A 15,588-nucleotide genomic window follows, 5' to 3' on the forward strand; every position below is an offset into this window, starting at 1 on the left:
CTATCCATTCATCTAGGAGTTTTCTAGGTTTATTGATTTACTGACGCAAAGGCTGTCTGAGAGAAATTAGGTACAATCTGATTTAATATTTCTTCTAATGATTGACCATAGGTTAGTAAAAGTTCATCGAGGAAGTGCTGTCCTTTATTAGATGAAGTGAGGATGGTCTGTACTAGTTGTGGATCAAATATAGCATGCGGTGAGATTGCTAACGAGTTTACTGCCCAATACATTCCATATAGTTTGAAATCACGTTCGGTTGTTGCATATTTAAGAAATAAATCCATATATTTTTGGCCAAAAGAAATGCCTTTCAATTGTTTTGAACTGACATATTCGACACCTTTCCACTGCAAATCATTAGCGCAATTGAGCCACCAAGCGGGTTCGATTACATCTTGCATTTTTTTGAGGACTCTTTGTTCAAAATGGGGAGTAGGATTATTTTGTTGTTCTTGCAAACAGGACTCGAGTACTTCTACTTCAATTGCAGCAACGGTCATTCCTTGACCGAAAATTGGATCGTAAATACAGAATGCATCTCCCAAGACTAACAAACCTGAGGGCCATCGATCCATTTGTTCAAAGTGATGCCGAAACAGTTCTGGAACACGATAACTCCGAGGAGCAGATATCGGGTCAAATCCGTGTGAAATTTCGCTGATTATAGGGCTTGGAAGCTGAGAAATAACATGCTCAAACTCTTCGGCATTTGTAGGGGGATAATGACCACCGGGACGATAGAGTAGCACTTCGGCTATATTATTTTCAATAAAGGAAAAGACGCCTGTAAAAGTTTCGTTAGTGGGCTGCCCTGCAATGTTAATTGTATCCCATTTTTCTGTGAGATGTAGGAGATGGGAAGGAGCCTTATAGCGGCGGGTACTATATCCAAGGGAGACTTTCAAACGATCTGATTCCGGTACATCATAGCCGTAATCTTGAAGCCAATGTACTAGTTTAGAGGAACGACCACTCGTGTCAATTATCAAATCACCATGCAGTGAGCGCGCTTGTTCAGATTTTCCGCGTTCCGAGACTTGGATTCCCGTAACACTTGTTTGATCAATTGTCATTAATAAATTCATTACGTTATGATTGGTGAGAAAACTAACATTAGAAATTTTTTGTACTTGTTTACGAAGCGTCCATTCAAGCAAAGCCCTACTGAATTTAACATCATTTCGTGGATATTGCATTTCTATCGTGCCATATTGATTCATGTTGTGGATGGTTTTGTTTAGTGCTGAAGGTGCACCTTGTGCTGCTAAATCATTTTCATAGCCTGGAAAGAGTCGTTCTGTGATTAATTTACCACGCTGGGTAAAACGATGTGGATGGAAGGATTGTGGAGTACCAGGACGATTGTCAGGTCTTTCGGGGAAAGTATCTTTATCGACTATAAGCACTTCTTTATAGTAGGCAGAAAGTACTCTTGCAGTTAGTAAGCCTCCAATACCGCCCCCGATGATAATCGCTCGTTCTGTTTTTCCTGTTGTTTGTGCATAATTGGTATGAGTCATAATCGTAAACCTCCATTTATAAGGTCAATTTTAATCAGTATATTTTCATTACACACTAGTTATTAGTGATTAACTTTGATTTTTCCTGCGTGCTAAATTAAATCTTCTGCATTAAGGTAAGTTGATGGAGATGTGCTTGGAAGTTGAAAGGTAGTTAGAGTTTTTGAAGGGAAAAAGAATGATACAAAAAAGCGTCATTCTTTCTTAATATTTTTTAGAAAGAACAACGCAATCTGGTATTTGATATATTTATTTTATAAGTTTGGAGTTACAGATGGACTATTACAAAGAATTTTTCTACTTTTGTAGAAGAATTTCATTTTTGAGTTTCCTTAAAAACAAAATGCTCTTTAAATTTTCTCCCTTCCACTTTCTGACCATTTCGCATTGCACGGAAAGGATGCTCTTGCCATGTAATCATGACATCTACTTCGTCTGCTTTTGTGGAAACAGGAAAATTCGCATGTTCAAATCCTGTTGTCCCGCTTGCTAATCGAGCTTCTTTTAAAGAAAATAGTTCATATTTTGTCTCTCTTTTTGGTTCATTTCGAAACACTTCTACTTGAACGTTATAAACTTCATCTTTTCCGATGTTTTGTACTGAGAAGTGATATGTGTGAAAAATACCTTTTTTAGGTTGTACTATGTCTTTGTCTATTTTTTTTACTTCATCAATATTGACCTTCCATTGTTTTGAATGTTGTGAGACAGGTAAAGATTGTGAAAAATAAGCAGATGCTTGATTTGGTATAATCAAGCATAATAGTAATAGCGAGAAACTTAAAATTTTTCTCATCTATAGACCTCCAAAATAAATTTACTAATAATATGCGTGAAAAGGTAAAGCGCTATGTAATGAAATGAAAAAATTGGAGAATGGAAAGCTTGCGGAGAAAATTGCAGAAGCTGCACATGAAAAGGATTCAAAAGATAATATACGGATGTTTAAAAAAAGGAGATAGTAAAAGAAATTGAAGAAGTAGCAAATGAAAATGATGTTGTATTAGTCACAAGGTTACGAGGGATGGTAGTAGAAGAAAATGGAATTGAAATTAAAATCAGAAAATAAAGAAAAAGCACTTGCGTTTTTTCTTTTAAAGGAATAGAATACTCTATAAATATAAAAAGCGATGAACAGGAAAAGTACATGGTGCAAGGGTCTACAGAGAGCAATCGACTGCTGAAAAGATTGCGATACCGCATGATGGAAAGACACCTGTGAGCGTTGCTTTGAACGTGATGATTAGTAAAAGCAAACGGTGCCTACCGTTATCAGGTTTAAGATGGTCATGATGACAATTTGGGTGGTACCGCGGAAAAATCCGTCCCTATTTATAGGGGCGGATTTTTGTATTCTTTGAAAGGAGGTGAGTGGCCGTGGATGACGACGATGACAACAATAATGTAAATAAATTTGAGAATATAGGAGGAAGAAATAATGAGCGAAACAATGAAGCGGTCACTCGTTCGTGAATGCAAAACGTCTAGTAAAAAAGTGGTTTTACTACAAGGTTGGGTAAAAAAAATTCGTCACTTGGGGAATGTCAGTTTTTTATTATTACGTGACCGAACAGGTGTCATCCAATGTGTGTTAGAAAACGGCTTAGCTGGATATAAAGTAGATGTAGAAAGTGTTGTTCAAATTATTGGCGAACTTGTGGAGACTACAAAAACAGAATTAGGCGTGGAAGTAATTGTAGAAGAAGTAAAGGTACTAAATACTTCTAAGCAACTTCCTTTTGAAGTGAATAAAAGAAAATTGCAAGTTGGTTTAGATCAAATGTTGAATGAGCGCGTCGTATCGCTTCGGCATGAACGGATTCAAGCGATTTTTACAATCGAATCTATGCTTGTTCAGGCATTTAGTGAATTTCTAATAGAGAACGATTTCACACGTATCTTTACACCAAAAATTGTTTCGCAAGGAGCAGAAGGTGGCGCAAATGTTTTTAAGCTTCCATATTTTCAAAAAGAGGCGTATTTAGCTCAATCTCCGCAATTTTATAAACAAATGATGGTTGCCGGTGGATTGGAACGCGTTTTTGAAATTGCCCCTGTTTATCGTGCGGAGCATCACAACTCTTCCCGTCATTTGAATGAATATATATCTTTAGACGTAGAACTTGGGTTTATTCATGATTTTCATGAGGTGATGAAATTAGAAAAGGATGTTCTACGTTATATGTTTGAAAAGGTAGAACAAGAATGTGAAAAAGAATTACAGCTTCTGCAAGTTACGGTTCCTATCATTAAGGAAATCCCAAAGGTTACACTGGCAGAGGCACAGCGTATTTTGAAAACAAAGTACCATAAAGAATCACCAGCGGGGGATTTAGATACAGAAGGTGAAAAGTTGATTGGAAAATATGTGAAGGAAACATACGGTAGTGATTTTGTCTTTATTACACATTATCCGAAAGAAGCAAGGCCGATGTACACGATGCCAAATAAAGAAAATCAAGATGTTACGGACTCCTTTGACTTATTATATAAAGGGTTAGAAATTACATCTGGTGCGCAGCGCATTCATGATTATGATATGTTACTTACTTCTTTTAAAGAGAAAGGCTTACAACCAGAAAACTTTCAGTCTTATATGGATACATTCCGATATGGCTGTCCGCCTCATGGTGGCTTTGGGATTGGACTAGAAAGGCTTGTATACAAATTTTTAGAATTATCGAATGTTCGTGAAGCGAGTGCATTTCCGAGGGATTGTACGCGTTTAGTTCCTTAAATGAAGCAAATGGATGACTGGAATTACAAATTAAAAGCTAAATGTGCTATTTCATGTAGTAGCATATTTAGCTTTTTGTTATATAAAAACGGCATTTTCCACACATTCTCATCAAATTCTAATATTTCTCTAATACCCCTCTCCTTTTTCATCCTTAATATACAAATCAGAAAGCGAATTTAAATCTGGATAAGGTGAAGGGAGAAGTTTTAAATGCGTATTTTAGTTGTGCCTTCGGGATTTAAGGAAAGTCTAGGTGCGGAAGAAGCAGCACGTTGCATGAAAGCGGGGGTACTAAAAGTTATGCCGCTTGCTACCGTGCAAACTTTACCAATGGTAGATGGGGGAGAAGGTTTTACAAAAGCGATTGTAAATATGACTGACGGGATATTGCATAAAGTAAATGTAACTGGTCCAGTTGGAGAAGAGATACAATCGCACTTCGGTATTTTTGGAGTGGAAAAATCGGGTCGTACAGCAGTTATTGAAATGGCAGCTGCAGGTGGACTACGTCTTGTTCCGCGGCATTTGCGAGATCCTAGAAAAACAACTACTCATGGGGTTGGTCAGTTAGTAGAGGCTGCTTTAAATAAAGGTGTGGAACGCATTTTGATAGGATGTGGAGATTCTGGAACGTCTGATGGCGGAGCTGGTATGGCGCAAGCGTTAGGGGTAAAGTTTTTTGATAAGGAAGGAAATGAGATTCAAATTACAGGGGGGACATCTCTTTCACAAGTGTCGCATATTGATACATCATTATTGGACCCACGACTGGAACATGTTCAAATTGATGTTGCTTGTAATTGGTTTAATAAACTGTGTGGTGAAAATGGAGTAGCTCGTGTGTTTGGTCCACAAAAAGGGGCGACCAAGGAGCAAGTAATAGAGTTAGAGGCAGCACTGGAACAATATGCTTCTGTGATTCAAGATGATATAGGGATGGATGTGCGCGATACACCAGGAAGCGGTGCGTCAGGAGGCCTTGGTGCAGGTCTACAAGCTTTAATTGGGGCTAAGCTTCATCCGCGATACGATATTATTATGAAGTATATGGATTTAAATAAAATGTTATTAAAAAGCGACCTTGTTTTTACTGCGGAAGGAAGTATTGATTATCAAACTCCTCGTGGTAAAATTCCAGCTGAAGTGGCAAAATGTGCGAAAAAATATGGATTACCTGTTATCGCACTAGCTGGAACAGTTGGAAAGGGTGCTAGGATAAATTACGATTATGGAATTGACGCATATACAAGTATTTTACCGATGCCATCATCTTTAGAGAATGCATTTATAAATGCTGAAAAATGGCTCCGGGATTGTACGGAAAGTACGATGCGTACAGTTTTAGTTGGCTATCAACTTGCTTCCCGTTTAAATAACAAAGGGCATGTATCATGATTGTAAAATATGTGACAAATCCAAAAGAAGGAAATGTAACAAGCCTCAAGCGTAACACCCCTTGGGTTCTTCCAGTTGTACTCATCTTATTGGTAGAACTGGCTCTTTTACTTCCATCATCTTTAACGATGGAAGCAAAATGGAGTTTGTTTGGATTTTGCTGCGCGATTATTTTATGGACAACAACGAGCATTAATTCTGCCTACGTTGCATTAGGCAGTGTCTTATTTTTGATCGTTTCAGGGACAGCGAAACAAGAGCTTTTATTTCAGTCGTTAGCGTCTGATGTAATTTGGCTCATGATTGGTTCTTTCATTTTGGGGGCTGCGCTTCAAGTAACAGGGTTAGCAGAAAAAATAACGAATTTTGTTGTAAGCCGTGCTCGTAATGTAGGGAGTGTGTGTTGGCTATTGACAATGGTTATTCAAGTATTAGCATTTTTTATTCCTTCTACCTCTGGCCGTGCAGCGGTAATATTACCAGTTTTTCAGGTATTGTCGAAAGAAATAGGGAGCCGTAGAATTACGAAGGCAATGGCCATATTAATGCCAACGGTTATTTTAGTTTCAACAAGTTCCACTCTTATTGGTGCAGGATCACATTTAATTGCGTTAGATTTGCTACATGAATTTAGTAAAAAAGATATTTCATTTATACAGTGGTTAATATGGGGGCTTCCGTTTGGGATTATCATGAGTTTTATAGCGTGTCATGTAACTTTATGGTTGTTTTTAGATAAAGAAGAAATGAAACGAGAATTTACGCAGAAAGAAATAACATTTCAACTATCTCGAAATGAAAAATATACAATTAGTATTTTAATAGTAATGGTTCTATTTTGGTTAACGGAACGATTGCATGGTATTGAAATTGCAACCGTTACTGTTATAGGTGCTTTTTTACTCACTCTTCCAAACGTTGGAGTCATGAAGTGGAAAGATAGTTTGAAAGCTGTATCATGGAATTTAATTTTATTTGTTGGTGCTGCTATTTCCTTAGGGAAATCCTTATTAGAAAGTGGCGCAGCAAATTGGATTATGAAGAAGTTATTCTCTATTACAGAATTGATAGATGGACAATCGATTTTTATTATGTTGCTCGTTGTTGTTGTTCTTTCTGTAACATCACATTTATATATTACTTCGCATACGACAAGAGCAGTTATATTTGTTCCACAGTTATTATATTTTGCAAGTAGTATACAAGTAAATGAAGTTGCTGTTTTATTTATTGGAGTTGTTGGTATGAACTATTGCTTGACATTTCCAGTTAGCTCAAAGGCACTACTATTATTTCAAGAAAGTGATAGAGAAACATTTCAACCGCAAGATTTATTGCGGTTGAGTGCATATTTAGGCTGTATATATATTATTTTAATGGTTCTCTTTTATTATGGTTACTGGCAATGGGTAGGACTTTCATTATAAGGATAGGATTCAGGGGTGATGTTCATTCCTGAATTTTTTTATAGGATAGAAATTCCATAAATGTGTATTCATTCTTTTAGAGGTAAGTTTTCCTTGATATACTAAAATGAATAAGATGATTTTATATTGCAGGAGGTTTTTATGGCAGAAAGGCTTTTAGTTGTAGAGGATGAAGAAAAGATTGCACGTGTTATACAGCTAGAATTGGAGTTTGAAGGATATGAAAGTGAAATAGCCAAAACAGGGACAGAGGCGATGGAGAGGTTCAGGAGTGGTAAATGGGATTTAATTTTACTAGATGTAATGCTTCCAGAGTTAAGTGGAATGGAGGTACTCCGAAGAATACGATTACAAGACGCTGTAATACCAGTCATTTTACTAACCGCACGTGATTCTGTTGTTGACAAAGTAAACGGTTTAGACCAAGGCGCAAGTGACTATATTACAAAACCTTTCCAAATAGAAGAGCTATTAGCGAGAATCCGTGCTTGTTTAAGAGTTTCACAAGCAGTAAAAAAGGAAAAAAAGAGTTCGAGCTTACAAGTTGCAGATTTATATTTAGATGAAAGAACGAGAGAAGTAAAAAGAGGGGAAAGAATCATTGACTTGACTCCGCGAGAGTTTGAACTATTAGTATTTCTTATGCAGCACGTAAACCAAGTTTTAAATCGGGAGCAAATTGTAACAAATGTATGGGGATTTGATTATTATGGTGACACCAATGTGGTTGATGTATACATTCGCTATTTACGTAAAAAAATAGACCGTAATGCCGAACTGCCTCTCATTCACACAGTACGTGGCGTTGGCTATGTATTGAAGGGATAATATATGAAAATAAATAACAAAATCCATTTATTCTCGACGGTATGGCTATTGCTTATTTTACTTATTATAAATAGCTCTATATATTTTCTATTCTATAAAGTGACAACTAGCGGGGAGTTGGATCGCTTAAAAAGAGAAGCGTTACATATTACGGAGGGGCTGAATGAAGAAACGTCTCAAAAAATAGACCCAGTAAATTTATTTCAACCGTATTTACCTTCAAACGGAATGATTCGGATTATTAACCAGAACTCAAAACCGATTGTAAGGCAAGAGGTGGACAGTAAAAGGCCTATTCCCGCACTAGAAACAAAGTTTGAAAGAAAAGAATCAGAAGGGATATATGAAAGAAATGGAAAAAAATATGCTTATGTAAAGGTGCCTGTGATTTGGAATGACGGAAAAATCGTCACGCTAGAAGTGACAGAAAGTTTAAATAGTTTGCAGAAGAATTTAAAGATGCTACAAAACGTATTAATTATTGCTTCATTTTTTGTATTGATTCCAGCATTTTTTGCAGGACGTATGTTAAGTAACCTTATTTTAAAGCCAGTAAATTCAATGATTCAAACGATGGAACATATACAGGAGAGAGGGATTTTTAAGAAAATTTCTCTGGAGAAACAATCGAAAGATGAATTATATAAAATGGGAAATACGTTTAATAAGATGATAGATTTATTACAGCAAAACTTTGAAAAGCAGCAACAATTCGTTTCAGATGCTTCTCATGAATTAAAAACGCCTTTAACGGTGATTGAGAGTTACGCGAAATTACTAAAACGATGGGGAATGAAAAAACAAGATGTTTTAGAAGAATCGGTTGAAGCGATTTATTCAGAAGCAGTCCGAATGAAAGGAATGACAAATCAAATGCTACTCCTTGCCAATAATAGTGCGGAATGGAATTTAGAAATAAAAGAATCGAATCTAGTGCGCGTTTGTCATGGAACTGCAGAGCAGCTGGAAAACGCCTATAATCGAACATTTCGCGTTATAACGCAAGAGGAAACTATTTTGGTTCGGATAGATGAGCAAAAAATAAAACAAGTTCTTGTTGTATTACTAGATAATGCGATGAAATATAGCTCTGATACAATTGATATTATAGTTGGCACGCAGGATAATCAAGTATTTTTTGCTATTCAAGACTATGGAATAGGAATCCCAAAAGAAGATATGGATAAAGTGTTTGATCGCTTTTTCCGTGTTGATAAAGCAAGAAGCCGGGAAACGGGAGGAACTGGTCTTGGATTGTCAATTGCTAAACAAATTGTTGATGCTCATGAAGGGATTATTCAATTAGAAAGCGAAGAAGGGGAATGGACGAAAATTACCGTATATTTGCCTGTATTGTCATAAAAGAGATGGGAGTTTGATGAATGAACAGGAAGTGGAAAATTCTATTGCTCGTTTGCTTTGCAATTGTCAGTGTTGCTTTTGTATCCCAACGCATTGTTGCGAATCAAAGTGTGGAAATATTAACTGAAAAAGAAGCACAAAAAATTGTAACGACGCAATACCCTGGAAAAGTGGAAAAAATGAAACTATCTAAAGAGGGAGAGAAGAATGTCTATAAAGTAATGATTGTAAATAAGCAAGGTTCGTATGAAGTAATAATAGATGCTCAAAATGGTGAGATAATGAGTGCAAAAGAGATAGCATTAAGTAAAGACATTACAGCAGAGAAAGCAGAAGAAATTGCACTTCAGAAAGTAACAGGAGCAGTGAAGCAAACGCTTTTAGAAAATCGAGGTGGAAAAGGGATATACGTTGTAAAGGTCGAAACTGCACCAAATCAAATGACAGTGATTGAGGTAGAGAAAGAGACTGGAAAAGTTAACATATTCGAGAAGAAAAGTACAAAAGTAACGGAACAACAAGCGAGAGAGATAGCGGTCCAACAAGTACCGGGTGAAGTGAAACAAGTGACGTTGCAACAAAAAGATGGGAAAGTATTATATCAAATAGAAGTAGAAAAGAATCCAAATGAAAAAATAATGGTCGAAATTGAAGAAGCAACCGGAACCACTTTAGGAACGCACCCAGTTTCACAAGTACAGACCATTATCACAGAAGAACAAGCAAAGAATATTGCAGGGCAAAGATTCCCAGGCGGATCAATTTCAGCAGTGAAATTAATAGCTTCAAACGGTGAATCTGTATATCAAGTAATCATAAAAAATCAATCGCAAACAGTTGATATACGTGTACATGCAATTACGGGAGAAGTCGAGTCTACTACAACAATTGATAACGACGATCAACCGAATAGTCAGTCGAATGATCAATCTCAGAATCAAACGGGGGCAAGTGATGATGACCAAGACGATCAGGACGATAATCAAGAAGACGATGAAGAGTGATGCTATTTGTATCACTTTTTCTTTAGAAAATAATATGTTTCTCATCAAATTTTAATCTTTTTCTCCTTTTCCTTTCATTTTTAAGTTTTAGTATATAAGTAAGAAATGAAAGGGAGGAAGTTTATATGAAATTAGGAATCGCTTTACTAATTGGATTTTTAACAATTGCAGGGACAGTGTACGGTGTGAGTGCAATGGGACATGAAGATAAAGGAGAGAGAGTTTATCAAGAAGTTGTAAAAGCAGATGATGAAAAAGTGAAAGTTACCCGTGAGAAAGTGGGAAAAATCGCGCTTGAAAATGTAGATGGTGCTGTGAAAGAAATAGATTTTGACAGAGAAAACGGAATGACTGTCTATGAAGTAGAAATGGATACAAATGAGGGAGAAAAAGAAATATATGTTGATGCTAAAACGGGAGCAGTGTCAATGAAAGAACAAAATGATGATAATGATTTAGATGATGATCGTAATGAATATGAAGAGCTCTATGATGATAATCAAGATGACCTTGATGATGAATAAGAACAGGGAAAACACTCTTTTTCGACAAAAAATAAATATCTTGCTTGACAGACATACATATAACCGATATAATTCGTAGTAATTTCAAAAGAAATTATATTCAGAATATTAGATTGCGTTGAATAGGAGTAGTAAGGTCATGTGTTTGTACAGAGAGCTATGGGTTGGTGTGACATAGTCAAATAACATCCTGAACTCGCCTAGGAGCAGTAAGGTGGAACAGAAGTCTAATTCTTAGTAAATCTTAACGGTTAACCTTCGATAACAGGTTTGTAATCAAACGATTACTGCTAAGGTGGATTCATAATCGAATCAATAAGAGTGGTACCGCGTTAAGTAAATGGCTTAGCGTCTCTTTATATAAAGAGATGCTAAGCCATTTTTTATTATATATAAGGAAGAAATGGAGGTTTTATTTGGATTGTTCAATAATATTTGTTTATTTATATAAAGCGATTTAATTAGGAGGAAAATAAGATGAAACAGACGGAGCAATGGACTTCAAAACTAGGCTTTATAATGGCCGCAGCAGGATCTGCAATTGGACTTGGCGCAATATGGAAGTTCCCTTACATTGCTGGAAAGAGCGGGGGAGGAGCATTCTTTTTAATCTTTATATTGTTTACAGTATTAATAGGTCTTCCATTATTGATAGCTGAATTTATGATAGGGCGCAGTACACAAAAACAAGCAATTGGAGCATTTAAAAGTATCGCACCAAATACAGGTTGGCATTGGATTGGACGTCTTGGCGTTTGGACTTGTTTTATTTTGTTATCATTTTATAGTGTTGTTGGTGGCTGGGTATTAATTTATTTATTCAGAGGGATAACTGGACAATTGATTACACCACAGCAAAATTATAGCTCGTTATTTACAGAAACAATCGGGGATCCTGTTTGGGCCGTCGCTGGCCATTTTGCTTTTATGTTTATTACGATTTGGGTTGTATCAAAAGGGGTACAAAATGGAATTGAAAAAGCGAGTAAATACATGTTACCAGCATTGTTTGTGTTATTTGTGGCTCTTATTGTTCGCTCCTTAACACTTGATGATGCGATGAAAGGTGTGAAGTTCTTCTTACAGCCTGATTTCTCAAAAATTACATCTGAAAGTATTTTGTTTGCAATGGGACAATCATTCTTTGCAATTAGTATAGGGATTTCAATCATGGTCACGTATAGTTCTTATTTAAATAAAAAAGAAAGTTTACCACGTTCAGCGGTAACGATTGTTGGACTGAACCTATTTGTTTCTCTATTCGCAGGGCTTGCTATTTTTCCGGCAGTATTTTCACTAGGAATGGAACCGACAGAAGGACCAGGTTTGTTATTTATCGTATTACCATCTGTATTTAGTCAAATTCCATTTGGAAATTTCTTCTTAACAGTATTTCTTGCGCTATTTACATTTGCAACGTTAACATCTGCATTTTCTCTACTTGAAACAGTTGTTTCAGCACTAGCGAATGGACAGCAAGAAAGAAGAAAGAAATTGTCATGGATCATTGGATTTTTAATTTTCTTAATAGGTATCCCATCTGCACTTTCATTTGGTGTATGGAGTGATATTACAATCTTCGGTAAAAATATTTTTGACGCGGTAGACTTTTTATCTAGTAATATATTAATGCCACTTGGAGCTTTATTCATTAGTATTTTCGTTTCATTTAAAATGGAGAAAAAGGTATTAGAAGCAGAGTTCTTTGTTGGTGGGAATTACGGAAAATCGGTATTTAATTGCTGGGCATTTTTGCTTCGATATGTTGCTCCGATTGCGATTGTCATTGTCTTTTTGAATGTAATTGGGATTATTTAATCCTAAATGTTATAATATTTTGAATAAAAAGAGGCGAGGGAATGTATTATTATATTCCGGACATATAACGTGTACGGATTCGTGGTCCTCCTAATTGTATACGAAATCAAAATATGAAAAATTGGAGGGCAAAGAGATGAAACAAGAAAAAGAAGTATTATTACAAGGGAAAATGATGAAAGTACGCGGGAAAAAGCTATATGTGGAGACGTATGGAGTACGAGAAAATCCACCTGTATTATATCTTCATGGCGGGCCTGGTGAGATGTGTTTTGATTTTTCTTATCATCAAGCACATAGATTACAAGATTTTTTTCGGCTCATTGCCATTGATCAACGTGGTGTAGGGCGTTCAGAAAAAATTGGGAAACAAGAGTCGTTTGGATTGCGGGATCTTATCGAAGATTGCGAAGAGTTAAGGAAGATGTTACGAATTGAAAAATGGTCTGTTATTGGACATTCCTTTGGTGGTTTTCTAGCGTTGTTATATGCAACAATGTATCCACAATCTATTCAAAAGATTATCTTTGAAGGACCTACTTTTGATTTTGCATTAACAAGTAGAGCTTTATTGAAAAGGACAGGAGTTTTACTAACGAAGTATGGGAAAGAGGAACAGGGGAACGAATGTATAGCTATTGCAGAGAGTGATGCTAGTTCAGAAGAATTACTAGAAGCTTATTCGAAATTAAGTGATGAATTAGAAGAAAACAGAATGGAAATTTATAATTACGTTGAGGATGAAACGGATTATAGTTTATATAGTGACGAGGAATGGGAAGAGTTTTATGAGCGTTCCAATATTCATTTTACAAGATTGAAAGAGGAGGGAGAAATTCATCAATCGTTATTATCAAAATTAAAAGATGTAGAGAATCCGATGTTGCTCATCATAGGAAAACACGATGTGGTAACCTGTGAAAAACAAATCGAAACATTTAAAAGAGATGCTCAAAATGGTGAAATTATTGTCTTTGAAGAGAGTGGTCATACACCACATTATGAAGCAGCGGATCAATTTGCAGAAACTGTAATTAATTTTTTGAAGTAAAATAGGAAAAGGTGCTTCATGAAATGAGAAGCACCTTTTTTCTTCATGTTAAATTTCAGGATGGAAGATTGTAATGTAAGGCCATTTACTTTGCCATTTTTTTTTGTAATCTTTTTTCATACATATTAGTGCGCTCTTTCGTTTTGAGGAAATGAGGTGTTGGTTTCACTTGCAGTGTGAGAACATCTTCTATTCCGCAAGGGGCGGTTAACACAATATTATTTTGTTCATCTAATGTAACGCCAAGAGCAGTCGCTGTTTCTGGGAATTTAGAAATTGCATCGACTGATGATGAATAAGGTGGCATGTTATTGACTACATGCATACGGGCCTGATTTTTCACTGACCATGGGATAGTAGAATCTATACTTTTAAGCTCATTTTCTAATTTTTTCTCGGTAGATTCACTTATATGTAGTGGGTCAAAATAGATGATATCTATATCTGGCGTTAACGTTCTCACTTCGTATCCATGAAGAACGTCCCAAATTTTAGAACGAACAAATCCAGCGCAAACCCACCAATCAGGTAGTTGTAGGGATTTTGCTGTCTGTAATATTTCCATCATCCAAGTATCGTTTTGTATAAGCCCAATAATATCTTGTTCTGTTTTCATATACATACATTTCTCTCCTTATTAAATATACGCCTTCATTCTTTCTAAATTAACAGAAGCACCACTCTTAGCCTAATGAATAATACCACCAAGTAAAAAAGCTTGTAGTAAGTTGGATGTTCGTGAAATGAGTAATACCATCCCAACTACGGATAATGCAACGGCAATCTTTTTTAAACGAACGCCAGCTAGTCGAATACTATAAGAACTTGTTTCGACTGCATGAATGATAATCGTGAAAGCCATTATGAAAATTAATGTTGTTGTCATTTTGGGTCACCATTTTTCTATGAAATTATACTTATAATATAACAAGAACATAGTTTTAGGTATATCTATTCATGCATCATACTTCGATAGAAAAGAAGATAGATACAAAAAATAACATAAAAATTCAAAATAAGGAAATGTTTTGATAATATAGGGAGGATGGTTATTTTTCTGTTAGAGGGGGATTTGTGTTATGCATATATATTATAGTAATCGTGCAAAAGAGTATGAAGCAGGGAGGTATACAACATTTCTATTTGATTTAGATGGAACATTAACAGATCCCAAAGAGGGGATTGTCAATTCGGTTTCATATGCATTGCGAAAAATGGGAATAGATGAACCGAATCAGAAAGAGCTAGAATCTTTTATTGGCCCGCCAATTCAGCACTCGTTTGCAGATAGATACGGAATGAATGAAAAACAAGTAAAAGAAGCAGTTACATATTTTCGAGAATATCTAAAGCGAAGTGGCTTGCTAGAAAATAAAGTTTATGAGATGATTCCATGTATTTTACAAGAATTAAAGGATGAAGAGAAACGATTATTTGTCGCGACTTCAAAGCCAACTGTATTTGCGAAACAAGTTTTAGAACACTTTAATTTAAGTCATTTTTTTGAAGAAATTGTAGGTAGTAATTTAGATGGAACTCGAATAAAGAAAGATGAAATTATTGAATATATTTTACATACGAATCCAGAGCTGCAAAGAGAAGAGGTAGTAATGGTTGGGGATAGAAAGCATGACATGATTGGGGCTAATTGTAATAGGATTGACTCTATCGGTGTGTTGTATGGATATGGAAGCGAAGAAGAATTAAAAGAAGCAAGGGCGACGTATGTTGTGAAACATGTCGAAGAGTTCCGATGCTTTTATACAAAAGACAAAAGCTTGAAAATATAAGATGTAAAGAAGAAAATCCCTTTATAATGAATGATAGCTAATTCATTTTTGTTTAAAGGGATTTTTCAAATGTAATAGAATAAATAATAAATATGCTGTTTGAATCATAAAAATTTTGTTAAAAAA

At 35.8% G+C, this 15,588-nt stretch carries 12 protein-coding genes, 2 pseudogenes and 2 other annotated features; of the genes and pseudogenes, 10 read left to right on the forward strand and 4 right to left on the reverse strand.

Features of this window, described 5'->3' with window-relative positions:
• Nucleotides 1-29: 29 nt before the first annotated feature.
• Together AAIE21_RS09850 and AAIE21_RS09855 are read right to left on the reverse strand one after the other, a co-directional pair.
• Nucleotides 30-1,523: an NAD(P)/FAD-dependent oxidoreductase gene (locus AAIE21_RS09850; protein WP_343266612.1), complete on the reverse strand. Its 1,494-nt coding sequence runs from the start codon at nt 1,521-1,523 to the stop codon at nt 30-32.
• 316 nt (nt 1,524-1,839) lie between these two features.
• Nucleotides 1,840-2,319 carry a hypothetical protein gene (locus tag AAIE21_RS09855; protein WP_343266613.1) on the reverse strand — a complete coding sequence of 160 codons (480 nt, stop codon included), beginning with the start codon at nt 2,317-2,319 and terminating at the stop codon, nt 1,840-1,842.
• A gap of 325 nt (nt 2,320-2,644) precedes the next feature.
• Nucleotides 2,645-2,856, forward strand: a binding site (T-box leader).
• Between the two features lie 105 nt (nt 2,857-2,961).
• Between AAIE21_RS09855 and aspS the strand changes: the two genes are divergently transcribed.
• From aspS to AAIE21_RS09900, 9 genes are all read left to right on the forward strand, one after another.
• Nucleotides 2,962-4,260: an aspartate--tRNA(Asn) ligase gene (gene aspS / locus AAIE21_RS09860; RefSeq protein WP_343266614.1), complete on the forward strand. Its 1,299-nt coding sequence runs from the start codon at nt 2,962-2,964 to the stop codon at nt 4,258-4,260.
• A 213-nt stretch (nt 4,261-4,473) separates the two neighbouring features.
• Complete coding sequence (locus AAIE21_RS09865) at nt 4,474-5,658, forward strand: glycerate kinase family protein (protein ID WP_343266615.1); 1,185 nt, start codon at nt 4,474-4,476, stop codon at nt 5,656-5,658.
• Nucleotides 5,655-7,085 (forward strand): SLC13 family permease, encoded by a 1,431-nt coding sequence (locus AAIE21_RS09870; RefSeq protein ID WP_343266616.1) that lies wholly within the window; start codon nt 5,655-5,657, stop codon nt 7,083-7,085. Before AAIE21_RS09865 ends, AAIE21_RS09870 begins: the two co-directional genes overlap by 4 nt.
• A gap of 141 nt (nt 7,086-7,226) precedes the next feature.
• Nucleotides 7,227-7,913 carry a response regulator transcription factor gene (locus tag AAIE21_RS09875; RefSeq protein ID WP_343266617.1) on the forward strand — a complete coding sequence of 229 codons (687 nt, stop codon included), beginning with the start codon at nt 7,227-7,229 and terminating at the stop codon, nt 7,911-7,913.
• A 3-nt stretch (nt 7,914-7,916) separates the two neighbouring features.
• Nucleotides 7,917-9,275: a HAMP domain-containing sensor histidine kinase gene (locus AAIE21_RS09880; protein ID WP_343266618.1), complete on the forward strand. Its 1,359-nt coding sequence runs from the start codon at nt 7,917-7,919 to the stop codon at nt 9,273-9,275.
• Nucleotides 9,276-9,295: 20 nt separating this feature from the next.
• Complete coding sequence (locus tag AAIE21_RS09885) at nt 9,296-10,279, forward strand: PepSY domain-containing protein (RefSeq protein WP_343266619.1); 984 nt, start codon at nt 9,296-9,298, stop codon at nt 10,277-10,279.
• A 125-nt stretch (nt 10,280-10,404) separates the two neighbouring features.
• Complete coding sequence (locus AAIE21_RS09890) at nt 10,405-10,803, forward strand: PepSY domain-containing protein (protein ID WP_343266620.1); 399 nt, start codon at nt 10,405-10,407, stop codon at nt 10,801-10,803.
• 109 nt (nt 10,804-10,912) lie between these two features.
• Nucleotides 10,913-11,162: a binding site (T-box leader), on the forward strand.
• A 118-nt stretch (nt 11,163-11,280) separates the two neighbouring features.
• Entirely contained in the window at nt 11,281-12,621 is a 1,341-nt protein-coding gene (locus tag AAIE21_RS09895; RefSeq protein WP_343266621.1) for a sodium-dependent transporter, read from the forward strand.
• A gap of 136 nt (nt 12,622-12,757) precedes the next feature.
• Nucleotides 12,758-13,672, forward strand: coding sequence for an alpha/beta fold hydrolase (locus AAIE21_RS09900; RefSeq protein ID WP_343266622.1), 915 nt, complete (start codon nt 12,758-12,760; stop codon nt 13,670-13,672).
• Between the two features lie 48 nt (nt 13,673-13,720).
• On the opposite strand, the pseudogene AAIE21_RS09905 reads toward AAIE21_RS09900, so the two are convergent.
• Both AAIE21_RS09905 and AAIE21_RS09910 read right to left on the reverse strand, forming a co-directional pair.
• Nucleotides 13,721-14,294: pseudogene (locus tag AAIE21_RS09905) on the reverse strand (nucleotidyltransferase family protein).
• Nucleotides 14,295-14,363: 69 nt separating this feature from the next.
• Nucleotides 14,364-14,558 (reverse strand): annotated as a pseudogene (locus AAIE21_RS09910) (lipid II flippase family protein); the annotation flags it as partial.
• Between the two features lie 193 nt (nt 14,559-14,751).
• On the opposite strand from AAIE21_RS09910, the gene AAIE21_RS09915 reads away from it, so the two are divergent.
• Nucleotides 14,752-15,462, forward strand: a complete 711-nt coding sequence (locus AAIE21_RS09915) for an HAD family hydrolase (RefSeq protein ID WP_343266623.1) — start codon at nt 14,752-14,754, stop codon at nt 15,460-15,462.
• Nucleotides 15,463-15,588: the final 126 nt, after the last annotated feature.

Origin of the sequence: Paenibacillus sp. 102 (assembly GCF_039549175.1) — a bacterium.
Lineage (GTDB): Bacteria > Bacillota > Bacilli > Bacillales > Bacillaceae_G > Bacillus_A.

Excerpts from the sequence above, each read along its gene's own strand:
- AAIE21_RS09850 (WP_343266612.1), bottom strand. The coding sequence starts at position 1,523 with ATGACTCATACCAATTATGCACAAACAACAGGAAAAACAGAACGAGCG.
- AAIE21_RS09855 (WP_343266613.1), bottom strand. The coding sequence starts at position 2,319 with ATGAGAAAAATTTTAAGTTTCTCGCTATTACTATTATGCTTGATTATA.
- aspS (WP_343266614.1), top strand. The coding sequence starts at position 2,962 with ATGAGCGAAACAATGAAGCGGTCACTCGTTCGTGAATGCAAAACGTCT.
- AAIE21_RS09865 (WP_343266615.1), top strand. The coding sequence starts at position 4,474 with ATGCGTATTTTAGTTGTGCCTTCGGGATTTAAGGAAAGTCTAGGTGCG.
- AAIE21_RS09870 (WP_343266616.1), top strand. The coding sequence starts at position 5,655 with ATGATTGTAAAATATGTGACAAATCCAAAAGAAGGAAATGTAACAAGC.
- AAIE21_RS09875 (WP_343266617.1), top strand. The coding sequence starts at position 7,227 with ATGGCAGAAAGGCTTTTAGTTGTAGAGGATGAAGAAAAGATTGCACGT.
- AAIE21_RS09880 (WP_343266618.1), top strand. The coding sequence starts at position 7,917 with ATGAAAATAAATAACAAAATCCATTTATTCTCGACGGTATGGCTATTG.
- AAIE21_RS09885 (WP_343266619.1), top strand. The coding sequence starts at position 9,296 with ATGAACAGGAAGTGGAAAATTCTATTGCTCGTTTGCTTTGCAATTGTC.
- AAIE21_RS09890 (WP_343266620.1), top strand. The coding sequence starts at position 10,405 with ATGAAATTAGGAATCGCTTTACTAATTGGATTTTTAACAATTGCAGGG.
- AAIE21_RS09895 (WP_343266621.1), top strand. The coding sequence starts at position 11,281 with ATGAAACAGACGGAGCAATGGACTTCAAAACTAGGCTTTATAATGGCC.
- AAIE21_RS09900 (WP_343266622.1), top strand. The coding sequence starts at position 12,758 with ATGAAACAAGAAAAAGAAGTATTATTACAAGGGAAAATGATGAAAGTA.
- AAIE21_RS09915 (WP_343266623.1), top strand. The coding sequence starts at position 14,752 with ATGCATATATATTATAGTAATCGTGCAAAAGAGTATGAAGCAGGGAGG.